Origin of the sequence: Isoptericola sp. b408, from assembly GCF_030588085.1 — a bacterium.
In the GTDB taxonomy this organism is placed as follows: domain Bacteria; phylum Actinomycetota; class Actinomycetes; order Actinomycetales; family Cellulomonadaceae; genus Isoptericola; species Isoptericola sediminis.
The window spans coordinates 634,300-655,385 of record NZ_JAUQYQ010000001.1 but is presented as its reverse complement, the minus strand read 5'-3'; the positions used below and the strand labels follow the sequence as shown (position 1 = coordinate 655,385).

Genomic DNA, 21,086 nt, shown 5'->3' with positions numbered 1-21,086 from the left:
GTGGCGCTGCTCGGCGGGCGCCCGTTGGCGGGCGCCCGCCGGCCGGCCTAGTTCGTGTGGTCGGACAGGATGCGTGCGACCTTGGGCAGATCGGCCTGCGTGCCGTCCGCGATCGACATGACGAGGTCGTAGGCGTCGTCCTCGCGCATGCGGAGGTCGTGCCCGTTGTAGAGGTAGAACAGCCTCACGCCTACCCACCCGAGCCGCTTGTTGCCGTCGATGAGGCTGTGGTTCTTCACCAGGCTCATCAGGAGGGCAGCGGCCTTCTGGTGGATGCCGGGGTACGCCTCCGTGCCGTACATGCCCGCTCGAGGGCGGGCGCACGCCGAGGACAGTAGGCCCATGTCGCGGACCTCGGGCGGGTGCCCGAGGAACGCGGTGGCGGCGGCGAGCAGGTCTGTCTCGTCGACGTAGATCACGTTCACGGTCTGTCCGTTCTCCTGGCGCTACTTCGCCAGGCGGTCGAGAAGCCCGCTGTCCTCCTTGACGATCTTCGCGATGAGCTGGTCGCGGAGGGTCGCGCGCTTCGTGTCGTACTCAATGAGTGCCCGGTCGATCGCGGCGTTCTCCGAGATTCCCTCGGAGGTCGCGATGCGCTTGACCGCCTGCTCCCCCTCGGGGCTGAGCCGGGTCGTGCGAGCCATGGGGTTCCTCCTTGCCAGGGTGCTCCGGGTGTTTGCGCCCCCGGTGGCGTCCGCGTTGGGTGATGCGGTACCACGACGGTACCACACGAGTGGTACCACAGTGATACCACCGCAGGGGATGGCTCGCCCCCCTACGTAGTGGGATGCTCATCGGCCAGCGCGTTCAAGGCGTCGAGCAGGCAGTCGCGGGTGACGGACAGGCCGGTCGGGTTCCACGACGTCGGGGTCACGCGAGGACCAGCTCCTGCTCCCGCAGCTCGAGACGGTCCCGGAGCCGCCACAGGAAGACCAGGAACCAGATCAGGACGGCGAACCCCAGCGCGGCGAGGAGCAGCACCACACCCGCGCCGACGGGCCCGACGGCGGCCCCCGGCACCGAGCCGGCCGAGAACAGCAGGGGGCTCGATCCGAGGCCCAGAGCGATCACCGTGAACGCCACGTCGAGCGCCCGCAGGATCCGGGCGTGCCGGACCACCCGCGGTTCAGCAGCCAGCACGTGGATGATCCCCGTGCAGGTGGCCACGACCACCACCGTGAGCGCGAGCGTCTCGACCGCCCCGAGCACGGAGAGGACGCCGTCCCCGACCGTCAGGCCGGGGACGAGCTGGACGATCGACCCGAGGCCGCCGAGCACCGCACCGACGGCGGCGACCGAAAAGGCCCGGTCGCGGACCGCGAGGAGCCGCAACGCCTTCACCATCAGGATCCAGCCGATCAGGTCGACGACGACGTCGAACCCGTCGAAACGCAGGTCGAGAACGACGATGACCAGGCCCCCGACGACGATCTGCAGCGGTCTCATGCGGCGGAGAGTAGCGCAGGGCGTCCCGGCGTAGGGTCGGGCCATGGACGCCCTGCACGAGCAGACCGCCCTGGAGCTCCGCGACCGGCTGCGCGCCGGTGAGCTGACCCCGGGCGAGGTGACCGACCACTTCCTGGCCCGGATCGCGGCACGCAACGACGAGCTGGGCGCGTTCGCCCGCGTCACCCCCGAGAGGGCTCGGGAGCGCGCGACGCAGCTGGGTCCGCCGTCGGGGCCCCTGTGGGGGATGCCGACCGCCGACAAGGACCTGTGGAACCGGGCGGGAGTGCCGACCGGCTTCGGCACGCGCGCCATGGAGGGCTTCGTGCCCGAGGAGTCCGACGACGTGGTCCTGGACCTCGACGCCGCCGGGATCGTCAGCCTGGGCAAGACCGCGACGCCCGAGCTGGGGTTTCCCGCCTACACCGAGCCGCTGGCGGGGCCGGTGGCACGCAACCCGTGGGACCTCGCGCGCGGCGCCGGCGGCTCCAGCGGCGGGGCGGCGGTCGCGGTGGCCGCGGGCCTGCTGCCCTTCGCCCCGGGGTCCGACGGCGGGGGGTCCGTGCGGATCCCGGCCGCCGCCTGCGGCGTCGTGGGTCTCAAACCCTCGCGCGGCCTGCTGCCCGCGGGGTCCGGGATCGAGGCCCTCGGCGGCCTCGTGGTCAACGGACCGATCGCCCGGACGACGGCGGACACGGCGCTGCTGCTCGAGGGGATGCTGCGCCGCACCCCGGACGGCCACGTCGACCACCGGTTCACGCTGCGCACCCCGGCCGCGCACGCGGGGTCATACCTCGCGGCCGCGCTGCGCGGCGAGGTCCCCGGGCGGGACGACGACGGCGACCGGTTCCGGGTGGGGGTCACCACCTGGAACGCCTGGGACGACTACTACGACGTCACCGTGGCGCCGGAGGCACGGGCGGCCCTCGACGCGGGCGTCCGGGCGCTGGCGGGTCTCGGGCACGGCGTCGAGGAGCACACCTGGGACCCGGTCCCGGAGTACGGCGACGCCTTCCGCAGCCTGTGGATGGGCGGCGCGTCGGCGGTACCGATCGACGACGACGCGGTGCTGGACCAGCTCGAGCCGCTGACGGCATGGCTGATCCGCCGCGGCCGGCAGGTGCCGGCCCGCGAGCTCGCCGAGGCCCTGGCGACGCTGACCCGGTTCGAGCGGACCCTCATCGCCGGGATGGGCGACCTGGACGCCGTCGTCACTCCCGCCCTGGCGATGACGCCGCGGCCGATCGGCTGGTTCGACGCCGCCGACCCGGACCACAACTTCGCCCAGCAGTGCCAGTACACGCCGTTCACGTCGTGGCTCAACGTGGCCGGGCTGCCCGCGATCACCGTGCCGACGCACTGGACGGCGGAAGGGCTGCCCATGGGGGTGCAGATCATCGGCCGTCCCGGCGGCGAGGTCACGCTGCTGGCGCTCGCCGCCCAGCTCGAGGACGTGCTGCGCTGGCCGGAGAGGCACCCGCCCGTCTGGTGAGGCCGGTCAGTCGGGGACGCAGGCGAACGCCTCGTCACCGCCGGGGCCGGCCGTGGCGAGCAGGCCGTCCAGCCCGGACCCCTCGGGCACCGGACGCGGGTCGTCCACGACGACCCACAACCCGTCGACGACGGCGTAGTCGGCCCGCGGCCCGTCGGCGACGAGCGCGGCCACGGCGGCCACGAGCCGCTCGACCTCCTCGCCCGCCGTGCCGGCGCCGACGGACGCGCGGACGGCCCCGGCGCGGTACCCGAGCCGGGTGAGCAACGGGTGCGCGCAGAAGCGACCGTCCCGCACGCCGATGCCGTGCTCGGCGGACAGGTAGGCGGCGACGTGACCCGGCTCGTAGCCGGACACCGTGAACGTCACGACGCCGACCGTGTCGGGGGCGTCGGGCCACAGCCGGATGACCTCGACGCCGTCGATCGCCTCCAGCCCGTCGACCAGCCGGGCCCGCAGCGCGTCCTCGTGCTCGCGCAGGGCCACGGTGTCGACGGCGGCGAGCGTCTCGCAGGCGGCGGCGAGCGCCACCGCACCGAGCACGTTCGGCGAGCCGGCCTCGTGGCGGGCCGGGCCGTCGTGCCAGTCCGTCCCGTCCACGCGCACGCTGCGCACCGCGCCGCCGCCGGCGAGGTAGGGCGTGCCGGCGTCCAGCCAGTCGCGGCGGCCGACCAGGGCGCCGGCACCGAACGGCGCGTAGGCCTTGTGGCCGGAGAAGGCGACGTAGTCGACCCCGGTCTGCGCCAGCGAGAAGCGGCGGTGCGGCACGAGCTGGGCGCCGTCCAGCACCACCCGGGCGCCGGCGCCGTGCGCGGCGGCGACGACGTCGGCGACCGGCAACGTCTCGCCGGTGACGTTGGAGGCCCCGGTGACGGCCAGCAGGGCGTAACCGCGCCCCGCGGACGCCCCGGCGGCGAGCTCGTCCCGGACCGCCGCCAGCGTGGCGGCGACCGTGCCGCGACCGGTGAGGACCGTGGCGTCGGTCGCGCGCTGCCACGGCAGGAGGTTCGCGTGGTGCTCGACGTCGAGGACGAGCACCCGGCCCGGGCTCCCGTCGGCAGCGGGGACGCACCCGGCCAGCAGGTTGAGCGCGTCGGTGGTGTGGCGCACCAGCAGGGTGAGGTCGTCCGGGCGGGCACCGACGAACTCGCCGATGGTGGCGCGGGCGGACTCGTACAGCGTGGTGGAGACCTGGGAGAGGTAACCGGCACCGCGGTGCACGGAGGCGTAGAGCGGCAGGGTGCGGGTGACGCGGTCGCCCACGGCCTGCAGCGCGGGCGCCGAGGCGGCGACGTCGAGGTTGGCGTACGGCACTCGCCGTCCGTCGACCAGCGGGGCGGGGGTGTCGTGCCCGAGGACGGGCAGCACCGGCGTCAGCACGTCGACCCGGTCGGCCTGCGGACAGGCGGGGCTCTCGGCGATCGTGGTCATGGCGTCCTCCTCGGTGTCCCGGGGAGCCGTCTCCCCGCGCTTGCCCGACGCCGGTCGGCGCCGTGCCTGGTCGTCACCCGGGGCACCCCGCCGCGAGGGGAGGGTTGCCGGCCAGCGAGCCGGGGCTTGGCGCTGGCGCTCTTGACCTGGTGCCAGGTTCACGGATCGACGCCGGGGTGTCAACAGATGGTCAGATGGTCTCGCGATGTGGTCGTCTCGCGGTCGAGCAGGCCCGGGGCGCGGTGTGGCGTCCACCAAGCGAGACCGACGTCCCGCTTCATGGACGCCGTCGCGTACGATCGCAGGGACCATCCCGAGCGGCCGAGTGACGTGGCACGTCGACGCCGCAGCAACCCCGCGGGACCGGCCGCCGTCGTCGACCGCGACGAGCGAGCCCGGGACCGGGCGCGGGTGCTACCGCCACGACCGATGGGAGGAGTGCCGTGACCGCACCGATCGAACCCCGACCCGCGCAGGGCTACGCCGGCGACCTGACCCCGCAGCAGGCGTGGGACCTGCTCGCCGCCGAACCCGGCGCCGTCCTGGTCGACGTCCGCACCGAAGGCGAGTGGCGCACGATCGGGGTGCCCGACGTCGCCTCGCTGGACAAGGCCACCGTCTTCACGCAGTGGGTCACCGGCGACGGCCGACCCAATCCGGGATTCCTCGCCGAGCTCGAGGCCGCCGGCGTGCCCACCGACCAGCCCGTGGTGTTCCTGTGCCGCTCCGGGCAGCGCTCCATCGGCGCCGCCCGCCTGGCGACGTCGGCGGGCTACGGCCCCGCCTACAACGTGCTCGAGGGTTTCGAGGGGCCGGTGGGCCCGTTCGGCGCCCGCGACCAGGCCGGGTGGAAGGTCCGCGAGCTGCCGCACACCGCCTACGCCGAGCCGACCCGGTGACCCGCACCGAGATCCCCACCGGTCCCGGCCCGAACCCCGAGCCGTACGGCGGCGCCGGCCACGCGCCCCTGCCCCCGACCGCACGTCCCGCCACCCTCGCGGTCCGCGGCGGCCACCGCCGCTCGGACTTCTCCGAGACGTCCGAGGCGATGTTCCTCACCCAGGGCTACACCTACGACTCCGCCGCCGACGCCGAGGCAGCGTTCGCCGGCGACCACTCCCGGTTCGTGTACTCCCGGTACGGCAACCCGACGGTGCGCACCTTCGAGGAACGCCTGCGCCTCATCGAGGGGGCCGAGGCCTGCTACGCCACCGCCACCGGGATGTCCGCGGTGTTCACCACGCTGGCCGCCCTGGTGCGCAGCGGGTCGCGGATCGTCTCGGCCCGTGCCCTGTTCGGCTCCACGAACGTCATCTACGACGAGATCCTCGCCAAGTGGGACGTGCAGGTCGACCTGGTCGACGGGCACGTGACGTCGCAGTGGGAGGAGGCCCTGGCCACCCCCGCCGACGTCGTCTTCTTCGAGACACCGTCGAACCCCATGCAGGAGCTCGTCGACGTGCGGCGCGTGTGCGAGCTCGCCCACGCCGCGGGTGCCGTCGTCGTGGTCGACAACGTGTTCGCCACCCCGGTCCTGCAACGGCCGCTCGAGCTGGGCGCCGACATCGTCGTCTACTCGGCGACCAAGCACGTCGACGGCCAGGGCCGGGTGCTCGGCGGGGCCATCCTCGGCCCCCGGGAGTTCCTGTCCGGACCGGTCGAGACGTTCCTGCGGCACACGGGGCCGTCGCTCAGCCCGTTCAACGCCTGGGTGCTGCTCAAGGGGCTGGAGACCCTCGACGTGCGGGTGCGCGCGCAGAACGCGAGCGCGCTGCAGCTCGCCGAGTACCTCGAGTCCGCCGACGGCGTCACCGGCGTGCGCTACCCGTTCCTGGCCTCCCACCCGCAGCACGAGCTGGCGAAGGCCCAGCAGACCGGGGGCGGCACCGTGGTCACGTTCGACCTCGCGGTGCCCGACGACGCCACCCCGGAGCAGGCGAAGCAGCGGACGTTCCGTTTCCTGGACGCGCTGCAGATCGTCGACATCTCGAACAACCTCGGGGACGCCAAGTCCCTGGTGACGCACCCGGCCACGACGACGCACCGGCGGCTCGGTGCCGAGGGCCGCGCGGCCGTCGGTATCCACGAGACCACGGTGCGGCTGTCCGTCGGGCTCGAGGACCCGCTGGATATCGTCGACGACGTCGCCCAGGCGCTGCAGGCCTGACCCCCGCACCGCCGAGCATGCCTTTGCGGCCCGGACCGGCACCGGGACGGGCCGGGAAGACCTGTTCGACCGTCGCGAGGGCATGGTCGCGGCGGAAGCGGAGCGAGAAATGCCAGGTGGGACGGGAGGAGGGCTCGCTAGGGTCGGGGCGTGTCCACCTACGTCCGCCCCGCGCTGCCGGCCGTGGTGTTCCGCGACGATGCCGGGGCACCGATCCCCTATGGCGCGCGGTGGACCGACCGGGCCGGACCGCCGGAGGACACCTACTCCGTCTGCGCCCACCCCGAGCGCTTCGCCCGCTGCACACGGTCGCCGACGCCTTGGTCGAGCACCTGACGGCGACTTACGACGTCGAGGTCACCGTTGACGACACCCCCGCCCCGGACGCCCGGGCGGTCGACGAACCGCAGCGCAGCGTCCACCTCCGCCCTGCTCACGACGACGGCGCTCCTCTGACGATCGTCTGGAGCGACCTGCCGGGGGTGTTCGTGCTCGCCGGGCTGGAGCACCTCGAGACGTTTCCCGGCTGCGCCTGCGACGCCTGCGACGAGGCCATCGAGGACGGCGCCGACGACCTCGAGGAGCTGGTGCTCGGCGTCGCGGCGGGCTCGCTGCACGAGCGGGTGCGCCGCACCTGGCCGGGCGCCCGGGACGTCTGGATCGGGCACGCCGTCGGGCACCGGGGAGGCCGGGAGCGGCGTCGCCTCCCCCTCGCGGAGGTCCGCCGCTCGCGCCGCCGCCTCCGCGCACTGCCGGACGGCCGCTGGCAGCCCTGGACTCGTCGGGACGGCGACACCGCGCCGTAGACTCCCGGCCGTGAGCCTCACGACCCGCACCGCCACCTCCGTCGACGGCGAGGACCTGATCGTGCTGACGGGTCCGACGGCGGTGGCCTCGTGAGCCGGGTCCGGCTCGTCCGCTCGGACGTGCTCACCGCGGAGGTCGACTACGCCTACGCCTCCGTCGTGCCGGCCGGCACCCGGCTGGTCCATCTGGCCGGCGCCTGCCCGCTGGACGCCGACGGCCGGACCGTCGCGCCCGGGGACCCGGTGGCACAGGCGCACCAGGTCGTGGCGAACCTCCGTCAGGCGCTCGCCGACGCCGGCGCCGGCATCGAGGACGTCGTCAGCACGCGGGTGCTCGTGGCCTCCACCGACCGGTCCGACCTGGTGGCGGTCTGGGACGTCGTCCGGGCGGCGTTCGGCGACCACGACGTGCCCAGCACCCTGCTGGGCGTCACGGTGCTCGGCTACCCGGACCAGCTCTGCGAGGTCGAGGCGGTCGCCGTCGCACACGGATGACGACGGACGTCATTCCGTCTCGCCCCGGACCATCTCCTCCTCGGCGTCCGGGCGGGTGCTCGCGAACGCGTCGGCCGCACGGCGCAGGGCGACCGCGACCGAGCCCACCACGAGCCCCTCGCCGGGGTCGCTGGAGCGCTCGACCACACCCCGGCGGAAGTCGCGGACCTGCTCGCGCAGCGCGTCGACGAGCTGGTCGCGGTCCTCTCCCCAGGCGTCGGCGCGGAGCACCCCGGCGAGTGAGCGCAGCACTCCGACGAGCGGTTCGCACAGGTCCTCGGGCAGGCGCACCGGTTCGGCCGTGTCCACCAGCAGCGTCACGACGACGTCGACGGACGCCGCGACCGTCTCCAGCTCCTGGGCCCGGGCGTCCTGCCCCTCGGTCCACCGCCGATACCGGCGGACCCGAGGGTGGCGCCCGGCCTTCGCGGCATCACGGCTCTCCCGCACCGACACCCGGGTCTCCTCGAGCACCGGCTGGATCGCGACGCGCCGGCGTTCCCAGTCCTCGGCGTCCACGTCGCTGGACTCCTCCAGCGACTCCGCCAGGTCCTCGACCTGCCCGGCGAGCAGCGCGCTCAACCCGTCCAGCGCGTTCTCCGTGGGGGTCAGCGGCAAGGGCGGCAGCAGCAGGTTCAGCCCGATCCCCACCAGGGCGCCGAGAGCCACCAGTCCCGCGAACGAGCCCACGAACGACAGCGCGTCGGCGTTGCCGAGGATGAGCACGAACAGGGCGGAGTTCGCCACCCAGCTCCCCTGGTCGCCGAAGAACTTCCACCCGGCGCACAGCAGCGCGACGCCGATGACCAGCGCGATCGAGAACGGGCCGACCGGGAGGAACTCTTGGGCCAAGCGGGCGATCCCGGCACCGAGCAGGACGGCGACGGTGACGCGATAGGAGTCCTTGACGGACCGCACCAGCGTGCTCGTCGTCGCGATGATGGCACCGAGCGGCGCGTAGTAGGGGAAGTCCCCCAGCGGGTGCGGCACGTAGATCCCCACGACCCACGCCACCCCGGCCGCGAGCGCGCCGCGCGCCGCGATGGACCAGCGTGGATGGCGCAGCCATGCCCAGTACATCGCCTGGGCGACCCCGGCGACCCGCTTCTCGACCATCGGACCCCTCTCGTCCCGAGCGATCCTCGCCACAGAACGTCAGGAGCGCATCCGCTCGCCGGAATACGCAGGTCGGGGCGGTGGGTTGTCCCGGGCGATGAACGACGTCCCCGCCCCCTCCCTCTCGGTCCTCGACCTCGTCCCCGTGCGCACCGGGCAGTCGAGCGCGCAGGCGCTCGAGTCCTCGATGACGCTGGTCCGCCGGGCCGACGCACTGGGCCTGACCCGCTACTGGTTCGCCGAGCACCACAACATGCCCGCCGTCGCGGCCTCCACACCGCCGGTGATGATCGCTGCCGCGGCCGCACGCACCGAACGCATCCGCGTCGGGTCCGGCGGTGTGATGCTGCCGAACCACGCCCCGCTCGTCGTCGCCGAGCAGTTCGCCGCGCTCGAGGCGCTCGCCCCCGGCCGCATCGACCTCGGGATCGGGCGTGCCCCGGGCAGCGACCCCGTCGTGACCGCCCTGCTGCGATCCTCCGGGCCGACGTCGGACGTCGACCGGTTCCCGGAGCACCTGCGCAACATCCTGGCCCTCATGGAGCCCGACGGCGCCCGGTTGCGGCTCACGGACGGCCAGACCTACGACGTCAACGCCACGCCCGCCGCGACGACGACGCCCACGCTGTGGCTGCTCGGCTCCTCGGACTACTCGGCGCGTCTGGCCGCGGAGCTCGGGCTGCCGTACGTGTTCGCGAACCACTTCTCCGGTGCCGGGATCGACCAGGTACTCGCGCTCTACCGCGACGGGTACCGCCCCAGCGAGACCCAGCCGCGACCGCGGACCTTCCTCACCCTGAACGCCGTCGTCGCCCCGACGGTCGAGGAGGCCCGCGAGCGCGCGCTGCCGCAGCTCCGGGCGATGGCCCGGCTGCGCACCGGTCGGCCGATGGGCACCGCCGAGACGGTCGAGGAGGCGCTGACCGCCCCGCTGGACGGCCTCGGCGAGCAGATGGTCGAGGACATGCGGTCGCGCTGGCTCGTCGGCACGCCGGACGAGGCCCGGGCCGAGGTCGCCCGCCTGGCGGCGCGGCACGGGGTCGACGAGGTGATGATCGTCCCGGTGGCCGGCAGCTACGCCTCCGAACCGCTGGACGCGACCCCCGGCCGGGTGCAGACGCTGGAGCTGCTCGCCGGCTGACGTGCGAGGATCACCGCGACGACCGAAGGAGCAAGGACCGTGCCCGACCTGCGCCCCCTCACCCCGTCGGTCGGCGTGCTGCGCGCCGACAACCCCGGCCCGATGACGCTCGACGGGACCCGGTCGGTCGTGCTGCGCGCCCCCGGTGCGTCCTCGTGCGTCGTGGTGGACCCGGGGCCGGACGACGCCGCGCACCTCGACGCCCTCGCGGCCGCCGGGCCCGTGGACCTCGTGCTGATCACGCACCGCCACGCCGACCACACGGCCGGATCGGCCGGGCTGCGGACGCGGACGGGAGCCCCGGTGCGGGCCGCCGACCGGCGGCACTGCCACGGCGGCGAACCGCTCGCCGACGGCGAGGTCGTCGAGGCCGCCGGGCTGCGCATCGACGTGCTCGCCACCCCGGGGCACACGGCGGACTCGGTGTCCTTCACGGTCACGGCACCGGGCGAGGACCCCGTGGTGCTCACCGGCGACACCGTCCTGGGGCGCGGCACGACCGTCATCGCCGAGCCCGACGGCTCGTTGCAGGACTACCTCGCCTCCCTCGACCTGCTGGAGCGGGTCGGGGACGGCCGGCTCGGGGTCCCCGCGCACGGGCCGGAGATCGCCGACCTCGGTGACACCGTCCGCGCCTACCGGGCGCACCGCCTCGAGCGCCTCGACCAGGTGCGCGCGGCCCTGGCCGCCCTGGGCCCCGACGCCGGCGTGGACGACGTCGTGGCCCACGTCTACGCCGACGTCGACCCGTCGGTGCTGCCGGCCGCCCGGCAGTCGGTGGCGGCTCAGCTCGCCTACCTGCGGCACGGGAGCTGACGGCGCACCGGGGCGCGCGGGCCCCGACGACGGCATGATGGCGGCATGACCGTCCGTCTCGGCATCGCCCACGTCCCCACGCACGCCCCGGAGACGCTGCGCACCGTGGCCACCGCGGCCGAGGACGCGGGGCTGGACGACCTGTGGGTGTGGGAGGACTGCTTCAAGCAGAGCGGCCTGGCCTCGGCGTCCGCGGCCCTGGCGTGGACCGACCGGATCCGGGTCGGGATCGGCCTCCTGCCGGTCCCGCTGCGCAGCACCGCGATCACCGCGATGGAGATCGCCACGCTGGCACGGACGTTCCCGGGCCGGTTCGTCCCCGCCGTCGGGCACGGGGTGCAGTCCTGGATGGCGCAGTCCGGGGTGCGCGTCGACTCACCCCTGACGCTGCTGCGCGAGCACGTCACGACCCTGCGCGCGCTGCTGGACGGCGAGGAGGTCACGACGTCGGGCCGCTACGTGCACCTGGACGCCGTCCGCCTGGAGTGGCCGCCGACGACGCCGGTGCCCCTGTGGACGGGCGGGGTCGGCCCGCGCACGCTGGCGCTGACCGGCGAGCTGGCCGACGGCCTGACCCTGGCCAACGCGTTGACCCCGGACGACGTGCGCGACGCCGTCGCCACGGCGCGGGAGGGCGCGTCCGCCGTCGGGCGTGAGCTCCCGGACGTGCACGCGACCCTCGTCGTCGCGACCGGGGCGCGGGCTCGGGAACGACTGGCGGCGGAGCTGCCGAGGTGGGGAGCCGACCCGCAGCGCGGGATCGGGGCGGCCGGGGGCGCCGACGAGATCGCCGCGGGCGTCCGGGCGCTGGCCGACGCCGGTGCGACGGCTGTCGCGATCCAGCCGACCGCGGACGAGCCCGACCTCGCCGAGCTGGCGGCGTTCCTCGGGCGGGAGGTCAGGCCGCGGATCGCCGACCGAGCGGGCCGTTCGGTCGGCGCGTGGTGACGCCGACCCTGGTCAGAGGTGCTTGCCGAAGCTGCGCTGGTCGTCGTAGCCGGCGTACTTGCCGTACGACTCGATCGGCTCGTACCCGAGCGCGGTGTACAGGCCGATGGCCTCCGGCTGCGCGGTGCCGGTCTCGAGCACGAACCGCCGGAACCCGGCCTGCCGGGCGACGCGCTCCAGCTCGGCCATCAGCAGGCGGGCCAGCCCGCGCCCCCGGTGCTCGGGCAGGACGAACACACGCTTCAGCTCACCGGTCGCCGCGGGGTGCACCGTGCCCCGACCGCGGCCGTCGTCGGTGGCGGACACGTCGCGGACGCTCCCGCACGCGGCCGGGACCCCGTCGACGCGGACGAGGAAGGTGGCGACGACCGTCCCCGGGTCGATGACCTCGTGGGCGTCGTCGTCCCCGCCGTAGCGGCGGCCGAGCTCGGCCACGGCCTCGGCGCGCAGCGTCACGGCGTCGGCGTCCTCCCACGGGACCCGGACGACCTCGACGGCGCCGCCACCCGGTCCGGTGCCTGCGGGCCGCTGCAGGTCGACACTCATGGCGCCACCCTTTCTCGCTGTCGAGGCGGACGGGCCGTCGGGATCACGCGTGGACGAGCGAGGCCAGGACCGAGGTGAAGAAGCCCAGGCCGTCCGTGCCGGAGCGCGGCCCGTCCGGACCGTCGGGGCCGAACCCCGCCTCGACCGCGTGCTCCGGGTGCGGCATGAGCCCCACGACGTTCCCCGCGGCGTTCGTGATGCCCGCGATGTCGCGGCGGGAGCCGTTCGGGTTCCAGCCGACGTAGCGGAAGGCGACGCGGCCCTCCCCCTCGAGCTCGTCGAGGGTGCGCTCGTCGGCGACGAACTGGCCGTCCTGGTTCTTCAGCGGGATCGTGATGTGCTGCCCCGCCTCGTACCGGTGGGTCCACGCGGTGTCCGCGTTCTCCACGGCGAGCACCTGCTCGCGGCAGACGAAGTGCAGGTGCTCGTTCTTGATCATCGAGCCGGGCAGCAGGTGGGCCTCGGTGAGGATCTGGAAGCCGTTGCAGATGCCCAGGACCGGCATGCCGCCCTTCGCGGCGTCCACGAGCGCGTCCATGGCCGGGGCGAAGCGGCTGATCGCGCCCGCCCGCAGGTAGTCCCCGTAGGAGAACCCCCCGGGCAGGACGACGGCGTCGACGCCCTGCAGGTCGCCGTCGGCGTGGAACAGCGAGACCGGCTCGCCGCCGGCGAGGCGCACGGCGCGGGCCGCGTCGCGGTCGTCCAGGGTGCCGGGGAAGGTGATGACGCCGATGCGTGCCTCGTCCAGCGTCGTGTCGACGGTGCCCGCGCTCATCAGGCCGACACCTCGGCCGCCTCGGCGGAGGCGTCCGCGACCCGGACGACGTCCTCGATGACCGGGTTCGACAGCAGCGTCTCGGCTGCTTCGCGCGCGGCGTCGAGCACCTCGGGCGTGACGTCGCCCTCGACCTCGAGCTCGAACCGCTTGCCCTGTCGGGCACCGGTGAACTGGGTGAAGCCGAGGCGCGGCAGCGCCCCGACGACGGCCTTGCCCTGGGGGTCCAGGATCTCGGGCTTGGGCATGACCTCGACGACGACGCGTCCCACGGCGGGCTCCTCAGGCGCTCGGCTGGGCCGCCGCTCCGGGATCCCGGCACGCAGCACGGCGGCAGGTGACGGGCGGGAGCACGGCGGCAGGATTCCGGGCGTCAGTCTACCCGTCGAGCGGAGCCGCGGGCCCCGGCCGGCCACGGACCCCGGACCATCGTCCGGTCGGGTGCAGACAGGGGTGGTCGTCCCCCGCTACCGTCCAGGTCATCCACAGCCAAAAGGGAGAAACCGTGACCAACCCGCCGCAGGACCCGTACGCACCCCCGACCACCACCGCACCGGACGCGTCCGCGCCGCCGACCGAGAGCGAGCCGTCCACGCCGGACGCACCGACGACCGTGCTGCCGGACACCGCCGACGTGCCCGCTCAGCCGTACGGGGTACCGCCGACCCGCCCCGGGACGGACGGGCTGGCGATCGCCGCGCTGGTGACCGGGATCCTGCAGATGACGATCATCCCGCTCGGCCTCGGCATCGCCGCGCTGGTCCGCATCAGGACGTCCGGCAGGTCCGGCAAGGGGTTCGCGATCGCCGGCATCGTTCTCGGCGCGCTGTCCACCGTCGCGTGGGCCGCGATCATCCTGCTGTTCTCCGCCCTCTTCACGAACGACGACTTCCAGGAGGCCTTCGCGGAGGGCTTCGAGGAGGGCTACGAGGAGTCGACCGGCACGGACCTCGGGCTCGAGGACTCCGCCGGCACGGACCCGGGACTCGCCGAGGCGTCGAGCACGGAGATCACCGTCGGCGACTGCTTCGAGGACCCCCCGCTCGAGGCCGTCGACTGCACGTCCCCGCACCACTCCGAGGTGTTCGGCGTCCAGGAGCTGGCCGGCGAGGAGTTCCCCGGTGAGCAGCAGGTGATCAAGGAGACCGAGGAGTTCTGCCTGAGCGCCTTCACCGAGTACGTCGGCACCGACTACATGGACTCCAGCCTCGACTTCTTCTACTACTACCCGACCGAGGAGATGTCGACGTCCGGGGACCGAGAGGTCTTCTGCGAGGCCGTGACGATGGACGGCAGCCCGCTCGAGGGGACGGTCGCCGGCTCCGGGATCTGAGCTCCCGGCGCCTCCTCGTCGAACCGGCCGAATTCACCCGGCGCTGTGCGTCACCTGACGCAGAAGGCGTCGGCCCTCCGGGAGAACGGTGGATCCGGACGATCTCCGCCGATGGCGGACGCCCTCCGGCCCGTCTCCCGCGGGCCGGTCGGACTCGACGAGGAGGCACCGACCCATGTCAGACAACAGCACGACGCCGACCGCGACGCCACGGAGGTCGCGACGCCGGTTGGCACTGTTCAGCGCTCTCGCGCTCGCCGTCCCGCTCCTGCTCGCGCAGGCCGTTCCGGCCCTGGCCAGTCATCCGCTCGCATCGCTGCCGGACAGCGACTTCGAGATCGACGTCGACGCCAACCTCGTCGTCGACGACGGTGCCCCCTGGATGGACTGGGCGAGCGTCGAGGCGACCGTCAACCAGGACGAGCCGACCGGCCGGGACGACGACTCGTTCGCCGGCGGGTCCAAGGAGGACGACGTCTGTCCGGGCACGACGACGGGCAGCATCCCCAACAACAAGAGCGACCTGCGTTACTTCGGGTTGTACGAGGAGGAGGGTGACCCCGGATTCCTGCACCTGTTCTGGTCCCGCGTCTCGGAACCGAACGGCACCACGCTGATGGACTTCGAGCTGAACCAGTTGCCGGATGAGTGCGGCAACGGAGTCAACAAGGTTCGCAAGGTGGACGACCTGCTGCTCGAGTACTCGATCGACCAGGGAGGTGCGAGGGCAGAGATCACCGCTCGCAAGTGGACCGGCACCGAGTGGGGACCGGCCGACGTCCTCCCGGAGGACATCGCGACGGGAACCATCAACGACAGCCCGATCACTGGCGCCAACGCCGTGGTGGGCAGCGGCGAACAGCTGGGCCCGCTGAGCGCGCGGACCTTCGGCGAGGCAAGCATCGACCTCGACTACCTGTTCACCGAGGGGGAGTGCACGACGTACGGCAGCGCGTTCCTCAAGTCGCGGTCCTCGGACTCGTTCACCTCACAGCTCAAGGACTTCATCAAGCCCGTCGACGTGGACATCTCCAACTGCGGGAAGCTCACCGTCGAGAAGGTCACCGACCCCTCCGGGGTGTCCGATACCTTCGACTTCACGACGACCGGCGGTCTCGACCCGGCGACCTTCACGCTGGGTGACGGGCAGTCCCAGCCCTACACGGACGTGTACAAGGGCACCTACACGGTGACGGAGGCCGCGGACGCACCAGGAGAGCTCGACAGCATCGTCTGCGACAGCGGCGACTGGAGCGTGGCCGACCGGACGGTGACCGTCAATCTGGAGGCGGACGACGACATCACGTGTACGTTCACGAACAGCCTGTACGGGTCGATCCTCGTGGAGAAGGTCGACGACAACGGTGATCCGCTCGACGGCGCGGCCTTCACCGCAACAGCCGGCGAGGACGTGACCGACCTCACCGACTACGGCAACGGCGTGTTCTGTGCCGACGTGCCGTACGGCGACTACACCGTCGAGGAGACGACGGTGCCGGACGACTACGTGGGGCAGGACCCGCAGGACGTCACGGTCAACACCTCGGAGACCTGTGCCGAACGGCTGGCCGCCGGGGACGACCCGGACCTGACGTTCACCAACGAGCAGCTCCACCGGGTGGTCGTGCTCATCTGCCACCAGGCGGACGACGAGCTGGTCGTCGGCACCGTGGCACTCGGTGAGGGCACTCCGCAGGACACGGTCGCACCGAGCGACATCACGCCGCTCACGGGCGTCGACCCGGACGCGGAGGAGAAGCTGTGCAACCTGCCCGGGTTCTCCGACCTCGAACACGGGGAGGTGGGCCTGACTGTCGACATCCCTGGCCACACGGCCGAATAGTCCCCTGAGCACGGCGGGCGCACGCACCAAGCGTGCGCCCGCCGTGCCGTGCCCCGGGTACGTCGTCGGCCCGGCAAGCACGCCGCACCGCCCAGGCCTACGCTGGCGCGAGGGGGACCTTGCTGCGGCAGGGACGACACGATGGCAACCGCGCGCACAGTGCCGGCGTTCGATCCGGCGTCGTTCATCGGGCTGATCCACGAGCCCGATCGCTCCCGCCTGCTGGCGGCCGGGCACCGCACGAAGGTCCCCGCCCGGACGCCCCTCACCACCCAGGGCACCACGCCGTCGTCGCTCTGCGTGCTCCTCTCGGGCACCGCCGAGGCGGTGCGGGTCGACCAGGGCGGCCACGAGACCCGCGTGCTGTCCTATGGCCCCGGCGACGCGGCCTGCCTCCCCGAGGTCTGCGCAGCCGTCCCGGCGCTGTCGACCGTGCGCACGTCCGCGCCGGCCGAGGTGCTCTCCGTCCCGGCGCGGGTCTTCCGGCAGCTGGTCACCACACCCGCCGTCTCGGAGGCGGCGGTCTCCGCCCTGGCCACCCTCGCCTACACGTTGGAGGAGCACCGGCTGCACGGGTCCTACGGCAACGTCCGGTCCCTGGTGTGCCACTGGGTGCTCCAGCTGGCGGCACGGTCCGGCGTGCCGCAGCCCGACGGATCGGTCGTCGTCCGGTGCACCCAGGCCGAGCTGGCGTCCTGGGCGGGGATCTCCCGCGAGGCGCTGGTCCGCCACCTCCGGGTGATGCGCCTGGACGGCCTCGTCGCCACGAGCCGCGGGTACCTGACGATCCACGACCCGGAGGGGTTGCGCGCGGCGGCCGACGACGGCGGCGGACCGTCGACGGCGTCGCCGAACGGTGTCAGTCGAGGCGAGAACCCGTGAGCCGTTGGTAGGCCTCGAGGTACCGGTCGCGGGTCCGGCGCACGACGTCCGCCGGCAGCGCGGGCGGCGGGGCGTCCCCGGCACGGTCCCACCCGGACGCCGACGACGTGAGCCAGTCACGGACGAACTGCTTGTCGAAGCTCGCCTGGGCCCGGCCCGGTTCCCAGTCGTCGGCCGGCCAGAACCGCGAGGAGTCCGGGGTCAGCACCTCGTCACCGAGCACGATCGGCCCGGTCGGGTGGTCGGACCCGTCGGGCACCCGGCCGAACTCGAGCTTGGTGTCCGCGAGGACGACGCCGCGGTCCCGGGCGATCCCCTCGGCACGGGCGTAGACGGCGAGGGTCAGCTCACGCAGCCGGGCGGCGTCGTCCTCCCCGATCCGCCGCGCCACCTCGGCGAAGCTGACGTTCTCGTCGTGCTCCCCCACCTCGGCCTTGGTCGCCGGGGTGAAGATCGGCTCCGGCAGGCGCGAGCCGTCGACGAGCCCGGCGGGCAGCGGGATGCCGGTGACCTCGCCGGTGCTGCGGTACTCGGCGAGCCCGGAGCCGGTGAGGTAGCCGCGCGCCACGCACTCGACGGGGAACATGTCCAGGCGGCGACAGACCATCGCCCGGCCCGCGACGACGTCGGGGACGAGACCGTCACCCGGCTCGGCGCTGGCCTCGGCCGAGACGACGTGGTTGTCGACGAGGTCGGCGAGCTGGTCGAACCACCACAGGCTGAGCTGGGTGAGGACCACACCCTTGTCGGGGATCCCCGGCGTGAGCACGTGGTCGTAGGCCGACACCCGGTCCGAGGCGACCACGAGCACGACGTCACCCAGCGGGTGCACCCCGCCGAGCGCCGGCAGGTCCGGGAGGTACAGGTCGCGGACCTTGCCGGAGTAGGCGTGCCGCCACCCGGGCAGGTCGAGGGGGCCACCGGCGAAGGCCTCGGGCGTCTCGGTCGTCACGGCACCCGCACCTCGCCCCGCTCGGCGGCCAGCGCGATGTCCGTGCGGTGGTGGGAGTCCGCGAGGTGGATCTCGGCGACGCCGGCGTAGGCCGCGGCCCGGGCCGCGGCGAGGTCGGCGCCCCGGCCGACCACGGACAGCACCCGGCCGCCGGCGGAGACGAGCGTGCCGTCCTCGGCCGTCGCGGTGCCGGCGTGCAGGACGTGCACACCCGGCAGGGCCTCGGCCGCCTCGATGCCGGTGATCGCATCGCCTCGTCGCGGGGACTCCGGGTAGCCGGTCGCCGCGACGACGACGTTGACCACGGCCTCGGGCGACCAGTGCAGCGGTGCGTGCTGCTCGAGCTCTCCGCGGGCCGCGGCCAGCAGCACGGACGACAACGGGGTCGTCAGGCGGGTCAGGACCGCCTGGATCTCCGGGTCGCCGAACCGGGCGTTGAACTCCACCACCCGGGCCCCGCGGGAGGTCAGCGCGAGGCCGACGTAGAGCACGCCGACGAACCGGGTGCCACGGTGCGCCATCTCGTCGATCGTCGGCTGCGCGATCCGGTCGACGACCTCGGCGACGAGGCCCGACGGCGCCCAGTCCAGCGGGGTGTAGGCACCCATGCCGCCCGTGTTCGGGCCCTCGCCGCCGTCGAACACCCGCTTGAAGTCCTGGGCGGGGACCATCGGGACCACCGAGGCGCCGTCGCACAGGCAGAAGAGCGAGACCTCCGGGCCGTCCAGGTACTCCTCGACGACGACCCGCCCCCCGGGTCGGGCACCGAGGGCCGCCTCCGCGTGCGCCAGCGCCTCCTCGCGGTCGGACGTGACCACGACCCCCTTGCCGGCCGCCAGGCCGTCGTCCTTGACCACGTGCGGGGCGCCGAACGCGTCCAGGGCGGCGGCGACCTCGTCGCGGGTGGTGCACACGTGGGCCATCGCGGTGGGCACGTTCGCCGCCGCCATGACCTCCTTCGCGAACGACTTCGACCCCTCGAGCCGAGCCGCCTCGGCGGAGGGCCCGAAGACCGGGACACCCGCGTCCCGGACCGCGTCCGCGACCCCGGCCACCAGCGGCGCCTCGGGGCCTACGACGACGAGGTCGGCACCGAGGTCGGTGGCCAGCGCGGCGACCGCGCCGCCGTCGACGGCGTCGACGGGGTGCAGGGTGGCCTCGCGGGCCATCCCCGGGTTCCCGGGGGCCGCGTGCAGCTCGTGCGGCTCTCCCCCGAGGGCGTCTTCCGCGGCGAGGGCGTGGAGGATGGCGTGCTCGCGAGCACCGTTCCCGACGACGAGGATCTTCACGGGATCTCAGTGTAGGTGGACGGGCCGGACCCCAGGGGGCCGTCCACGGGACGGCCGGTCCGCGCGCGAGCGACCGGAGAGGTGCCTAGCGTGGTCTGAGGTCGCCGACGCCCTCCACGCCGCCCCCAGGGCGCGCTGCCGACGATCGGACGGTCAGCCCGAGCTCTCCGCCACCCCACCCCTGGATTCCTCGCGTCGAGGGCACGACGGACCCGAGTCAGGAGCGGTCATGACCGTCACGGATCTGCAGGGTGTCGCCGGCACGGTGGTGCTGCCGGACGACCCGGCGTACGAGGACGCACGCCACGTCTACAACTTCATGGTGGACAAGCACCCGGAGGCCGTCGTCCGGTGTGCGAACGCCGACGACGTCGCCGCGGTGGTGAACTACGCCCGCACGTCGGGCAGGCCCATCGCGGTGCGCGGCGGGGGGCACAGCGTCCCCGGGTTCGGGACGGCCGACGACGCCGTGGTCGCCGACCTGTCCGCGATCAACCACGTCGAGGTCGATCCCGAGCGTCGCATCGCCCGAGTGGGCGGCGGAGCCACCTGGGGCATGTTCAACGAGGCGGCCGGTGCGCACGGGCTCGCCACGACGGGCGGGATCATCTCCACCACCGGCGTGGGCGGACTGACCCTCGGCGGCGGCATCGGCTACCTGACCCGCGCCCACGCCCTGAGCTGCGACAACGTGAACAGCGTGCAGATCGTGCTGGCTGACGGACGCCAGGTCACGGCCAGCCCGACCCAGGAGCCGGACCTGTGCTGGGCGCTCCGCGGCGGCGGGGGCAACTTCGGCGTGGTGACCGAGTTCGAGTTCGAGCTGCACCCGGTCGGCGACATCTACGGCGGCCCCCTGTTCTTCGAGCTCTCGGACGCCGAGGCCGTCCTGCGGTGGTACCGCGAGTTCGAGGCGGACGCACCCCGCGCCTGGGGCGGGTTCCCGGCCTGGCAGATCGCTCCCCCGCTGCCCTTCGTGCCGGAGGAAAGGGTGGGCGAGCCGTTCCTCGCGCTCGTCTCCTGCTTCAACGGCCCCGAGGCCGAGGGCGCGAGGCTGCTGGAGGGGGTGCGGGACGTGGCGACGCCGGTGGCCGAGCACGTGGGCGTCATGCCGTACCCGGCGCTCAACAGCGCCTTCGACGGCCTGGTCCCGCGGGGCCTGCAGCACTACTGGAAGGCGGCTTTCGTGACGGAGCTGACCGACGAGGCCATCGCCGCCCACCTCGAGCACGGCCCGAAGGTGCCCGTCGTGAACTCGACGATGCACCTCTACCCGATCGACGGCGCCGCTCACGACGTGCCGAAGAAGTCGACCGCGTGGGGTCACCGCGACGCCCGCTTCGCCTGCGTCATCGCGGGGATGTGGCCCGACCCGGCCGACAACGAGCGGTGCATCGCCTGGGTCAAGGACTACTACGCGGCGATCGCCCCGCACTCCCAGCAGGGCGGCTACACGAACTTCGCCTCCCCCGACGACGCCGACAAGGTGCGGGAGAACTTCGGCGGCAGCTTCGACAAGCTGCGCCGGGTGAAGCAGGAGTACGACCCGGAGAACCTGTTCCGGATCAACCAGAACATCCCCCCGGCGGGGTGAGTTTCGCCGGACCC

Annotated in this window: 21 protein-coding genes, 1 pseudogene and 1 riboswitch; of the genes and pseudogenes, 12 read left to right on the top strand and 10 right to left on the bottom strand. The window is 73.6% G+C overall.

The features are described 5' to 3' along the window. Window positions 1-47: 47 nt before the first annotated feature. From Q6347_RS02985 to Q6347_RS02975, 3 genes are all read right to left on the bottom strand, one after another. Window positions 48-425 carry a type II toxin-antitoxin system death-on-curing family toxin gene (locus tag Q6347_RS02985; RefSeq protein WP_304606650.1) on the bottom strand — a complete coding sequence of 126 codons (378 nt, stop codon included), beginning with the start codon at window positions 423-425 and terminating at the stop codon, window positions 48-50. Between the two features lie 21 nt (window positions 426-446). Continuing rightward, entirely contained in the window at window positions 447-644 is a 198-nt protein-coding gene (locus Q6347_RS02980; RefSeq protein WP_304602720.1) for a hypothetical protein, read from the bottom strand. Between the two features lie 226 nt (window positions 645-870). Continuing rightward, the gene (locus Q6347_RS02975) at window positions 871-1,446 is read right to left on the bottom strand and encodes a hypothetical protein (protein WP_304606649.1); all 576 of its coding nucleotides are present in this window, start codon (window positions 1,444-1,446) and stop codon (window positions 871-873) included. Between the two features lie 43 nt (window positions 1,447-1,489). Between Q6347_RS02975 and Q6347_RS02970 the strand changes: the two genes are divergently transcribed. Then, window positions 1,490-2,938, top strand: coding sequence for an amidase (locus tag Q6347_RS02970; protein ID WP_304606648.1), 1,449 nt, complete (start codon window positions 1,490-1,492; stop codon window positions 2,936-2,938). Window positions 2,939-2,944: 6 nt separating this feature from the next. On the opposite strand, the gene Q6347_RS02965 is transcribed toward Q6347_RS02970, so the two are convergent. Beyond that, window positions 2,945-4,369 carry an aminotransferase class V-fold PLP-dependent enzyme gene (locus Q6347_RS02965; RefSeq protein ID WP_304606647.1) on the bottom strand — a complete coding sequence of 475 codons (1,425 nt, stop codon included), beginning with the start codon at window positions 4,367-4,369 and terminating at the stop codon, window positions 2,945-2,947. Window positions 4,370-4,400: 31 nt separating this feature from the next. Continuing rightward, window positions 4,401-4,516: riboswitch (SAM riboswitch) on the bottom strand. Window positions 4,517-4,812: 296 nt separating this feature from the next. Here Q6347_RS02965 and Q6347_RS02960 point away from each other — a divergent pair. The 4 genes and pseudogenes from Q6347_RS02960 (at window position 4,813) to Q6347_RS02940 (ending at window position 7,837) form a co-directional block, all read left to right on the top strand. Beyond that, a complete protein-coding gene (locus Q6347_RS02960) occupies window positions 4,813-5,268 on the top strand; it encodes a rhodanese-like domain-containing protein (protein ID WP_171246889.1) in 456 nt (151 codons plus the stop codon). After that, entirely contained in the window at window positions 5,265-6,536 is a 1,272-nt protein-coding gene (locus Q6347_RS02955) for an O-succinylhomoserine sulfhydrylase (protein ID WP_369810795.1), read from the top strand. The genes Q6347_RS02960 and Q6347_RS02955 overlap by 4 nt, the downstream gene beginning before the upstream one ends. 150 nt (window positions 6,537-6,686) lie before the next feature. Continuing rightward, window positions 6,687-7,342, top strand: a pseudogene (locus Q6347_RS02945) (DUF6226 family protein). Window positions 7,343-7,432: 90 nt separating this feature from the next. Beyond that, a complete protein-coding gene (locus tag Q6347_RS02940) occupies window positions 7,433-7,837 on the top strand; it encodes a RidA family protein (protein ID WP_304606644.1) in 405 nt (134 codons plus the stop codon). A 9-nt stretch (window positions 7,838-7,846) separates the two neighbouring features. Here Q6347_RS02940 and Q6347_RS02935 read toward each other — a convergent pair whose 3' ends face one another. Beyond that, on the bottom strand, window positions 7,847-8,953 hold the full coding sequence (locus tag Q6347_RS02935) for an aromatic acid exporter family protein (protein ID WP_304606643.1): 1,107 nt from the start codon (window positions 8,951-8,953) through the stop codon (window positions 7,847-7,849). A 97-nt stretch (window positions 8,954-9,050) separates the two neighbouring features. Between Q6347_RS02935 and Q6347_RS02930 the strand changes: the two genes are divergently transcribed. Genes Q6347_RS02930 through Q6347_RS02920 form a run of 3 tightly spaced genes read left to right on the top strand, consistent with a single transcriptional unit; the run spans window position 9,051 to window position 11,858 of the window. Continuing rightward, window positions 9,051-10,094: an LLM class flavin-dependent oxidoreductase gene (locus Q6347_RS02930; RefSeq protein ID WP_304606642.1), complete on the top strand. Its 1,044-nt coding sequence runs from the start codon at window positions 9,051-9,053 to the stop codon at window positions 10,092-10,094. Window positions 10,095-10,133: 39 nt separating this feature from the next. Further along, window positions 10,134-10,910 (top strand): MBL fold metallo-hydrolase, encoded by a 777-nt coding sequence (locus tag Q6347_RS02925; RefSeq protein WP_304606641.1) that lies wholly within the window; start codon window positions 10,134-10,136, stop codon window positions 10,908-10,910. A gap of 45 nt (window positions 10,911-10,955) precedes the next feature. Beyond that, the gene (locus Q6347_RS02920; protein WP_304606640.1) at window positions 10,956-11,858 is read left to right on the top strand and encodes an LLM class flavin-dependent oxidoreductase; all 903 of its coding nucleotides are present in this window, start codon (window positions 10,956-10,958) and stop codon (window positions 11,856-11,858) included. 12 nt (window positions 11,859-11,870) lie between these two features. Here the strand turns inward: Q6347_RS02920 and Q6347_RS02915 are convergent, their stop codons facing one another. The 3 genes from Q6347_RS02915 to purS are packed head-to-tail and all read right to left on the bottom strand — an operon-like array spanning window position 11,871 to window position 13,451. Next, window positions 11,871-12,404 carry a GNAT family N-acetyltransferase gene (locus tag Q6347_RS02915; RefSeq protein WP_304606639.1) on the bottom strand — a complete coding sequence of 178 codons (534 nt, stop codon included), beginning with the start codon at window positions 12,402-12,404 and terminating at the stop codon, window positions 11,871-11,873. A 43-nt stretch (window positions 12,405-12,447) separates the two neighbouring features. Continuing rightward, entirely contained in the window at window positions 12,448-13,179 is a 732-nt protein-coding gene (purQ, locus tag Q6347_RS02910; protein WP_304602731.1) for a phosphoribosylformylglycinamidine synthase subunit PurQ, read from the bottom strand. Beyond that, window positions 13,179-13,451 (bottom strand): phosphoribosylformylglycinamidine synthase subunit PurS, encoded by a 273-nt coding sequence (gene purS / locus Q6347_RS02905; RefSeq protein WP_304606638.1) that lies wholly within the window; start codon window positions 13,449-13,451, stop codon window positions 13,179-13,181. Before purS ends, purQ begins: the two co-directional genes overlap by 1 nt. Window positions 13,452-13,684: 233 nt before the next feature. Here purS and Q6347_RS02900 point away from each other — a divergent pair, with 233 nt between their 5' ends. The 3 genes from Q6347_RS02900 to Q6347_RS02890 all read left to right on the top strand — a co-directional run bounded on the left by Q6347_RS02900 (window position 13,685) and on the right by Q6347_RS02890 (window position 17,237). Next, a complete protein-coding gene (locus tag Q6347_RS02900) occupies window positions 13,685-14,512 on the top strand; it encodes a DUF4190 domain-containing protein (protein ID WP_304606637.1) in 828 nt (275 codons plus the stop codon). A 175-nt stretch (window positions 14,513-14,687) separates the two neighbouring features. Further along, a complete protein-coding gene (locus tag Q6347_RS02895; protein ID WP_304606636.1) occupies window positions 14,688-16,355 on the top strand; it encodes a collagen binding domain-containing protein in 1,668 nt (555 codons plus the stop codon). Window positions 16,356-16,496: 141 nt separating this feature from the next. After that, window positions 16,497-17,237: a Crp/Fnr family transcriptional regulator gene (locus Q6347_RS02890; RefSeq protein WP_304606635.1), complete on the top strand. Its 741-nt coding sequence runs from the start codon at window positions 16,497-16,499 to the stop codon at window positions 17,235-17,237. On the opposite strand, the gene Q6347_RS02885 is transcribed toward Q6347_RS02890, so the two are convergent. Further along, complete coding sequence (locus Q6347_RS02885; protein ID WP_304606634.1) at window positions 17,215-18,189, bottom strand: phosphoribosylaminoimidazolesuccinocarboxamide synthase; 975 nt, start codon at window positions 18,187-18,189, stop codon at window positions 17,215-17,217. The two genes, Q6347_RS02890 and Q6347_RS02885, sit on opposite strands and share 23 nt — an antisense overlap. Beyond that, on the bottom strand, window positions 18,186-19,478 hold the full coding sequence (purD, locus tag Q6347_RS02880; protein ID WP_304606633.1) for a phosphoribosylamine--glycine ligase: 1,293 nt from the start codon (window positions 19,476-19,478) through the stop codon (window positions 18,186-18,188). The genes Q6347_RS02885 and purD overlap by 4 nt, the downstream gene beginning before the upstream one ends. Window positions 19,479-19,707: 229 nt before the next feature. Here purD and Q6347_RS02875 point away from each other — a divergent pair, with 229 nt between their 5' ends. Then, complete coding sequence (locus tag Q6347_RS02875; protein ID WP_304606632.1) at window positions 19,708-21,072, top strand: FAD-binding oxidoreductase; 1,365 nt, start codon at window positions 19,708-19,710, stop codon at window positions 21,070-21,072. Window positions 21,073-21,086: the final 14 nt, after the last annotated feature.

Excerpts from the sequence above, each read along its gene's own strand:
- Q6347_RS02970 (WP_304606648.1), top strand. The coding sequence starts at position 1,490 with ATGGACGCCCTGCACGAGCAGACCGCCCTGGAGCTCCGCGACCGGCTG.
- Q6347_RS02890 (WP_304606635.1), top strand. The coding sequence starts at position 16,497 with ATGGCAACCGCGCGCACAGTGCCGGCGTTCGATCCGGCGTCGTTCATC.
- Q6347_RS02965 (WP_304606647.1), bottom strand. The coding sequence starts at position 4,369 with ATGACCACGATCGCCGAGAGCCCCGCCTGTCCGCAGGCCGACCGGGTC.
- Q6347_RS02935 (WP_304606643.1), bottom strand. The coding sequence starts at position 8,953 with ATGGTCGAGAAGCGGGTCGCCGGGGTCGCCCAGGCGATGTACTGGGCA.
- Q6347_RS02915 (WP_304606639.1), bottom strand. The coding sequence starts at position 12,404 with ATGAGTGTCGACCTGCAGCGGCCCGCAGGCACCGGACCGGGTGGCGGC.
- Q6347_RS02895 (WP_304606636.1), top strand. The coding sequence starts at position 14,688 with ATGTCAGACAACAGCACGACGCCGACCGCGACGCCACGGAGGTCGCGA.
- Q6347_RS02980 (WP_304602720.1), bottom strand. The coding sequence starts at position 644 with ATGGCTCGCACGACCCGGCTCAGCCCCGAGGGGGAGCAGGCGGTCAAG.
- Q6347_RS02875 (WP_304606632.1), top strand. The coding sequence starts at position 19,708 with ATGACCGTCACGGATCTGCAGGGTGTCGCCGGCACGGTGGTGCTGCCG.
- Q6347_RS02975 (WP_304606649.1), bottom strand. The coding sequence starts at position 1,446 with ATGAGACCGCTGCAGATCGTCGTCGGGGGCCTGGTCATCGTCGTTCTC.
- Q6347_RS02930 (WP_304606642.1), top strand. The coding sequence starts at position 9,051 with ATGAACGACGTCCCCGCCCCCTCCCTCTCGGTCCTCGACCTCGTCCCC.
- purQ (WP_304602731.1), bottom strand. The coding sequence starts at position 13,179 with ATGAGCGCGGGCACCGTCGACACGACGCTGGACGAGGCACGCATCGGC.
- Q6347_RS02920 (WP_304606640.1), top strand. The coding sequence starts at position 10,956 with ATGACCGTCCGTCTCGGCATCGCCCACGTCCCCACGCACGCCCCGGAG.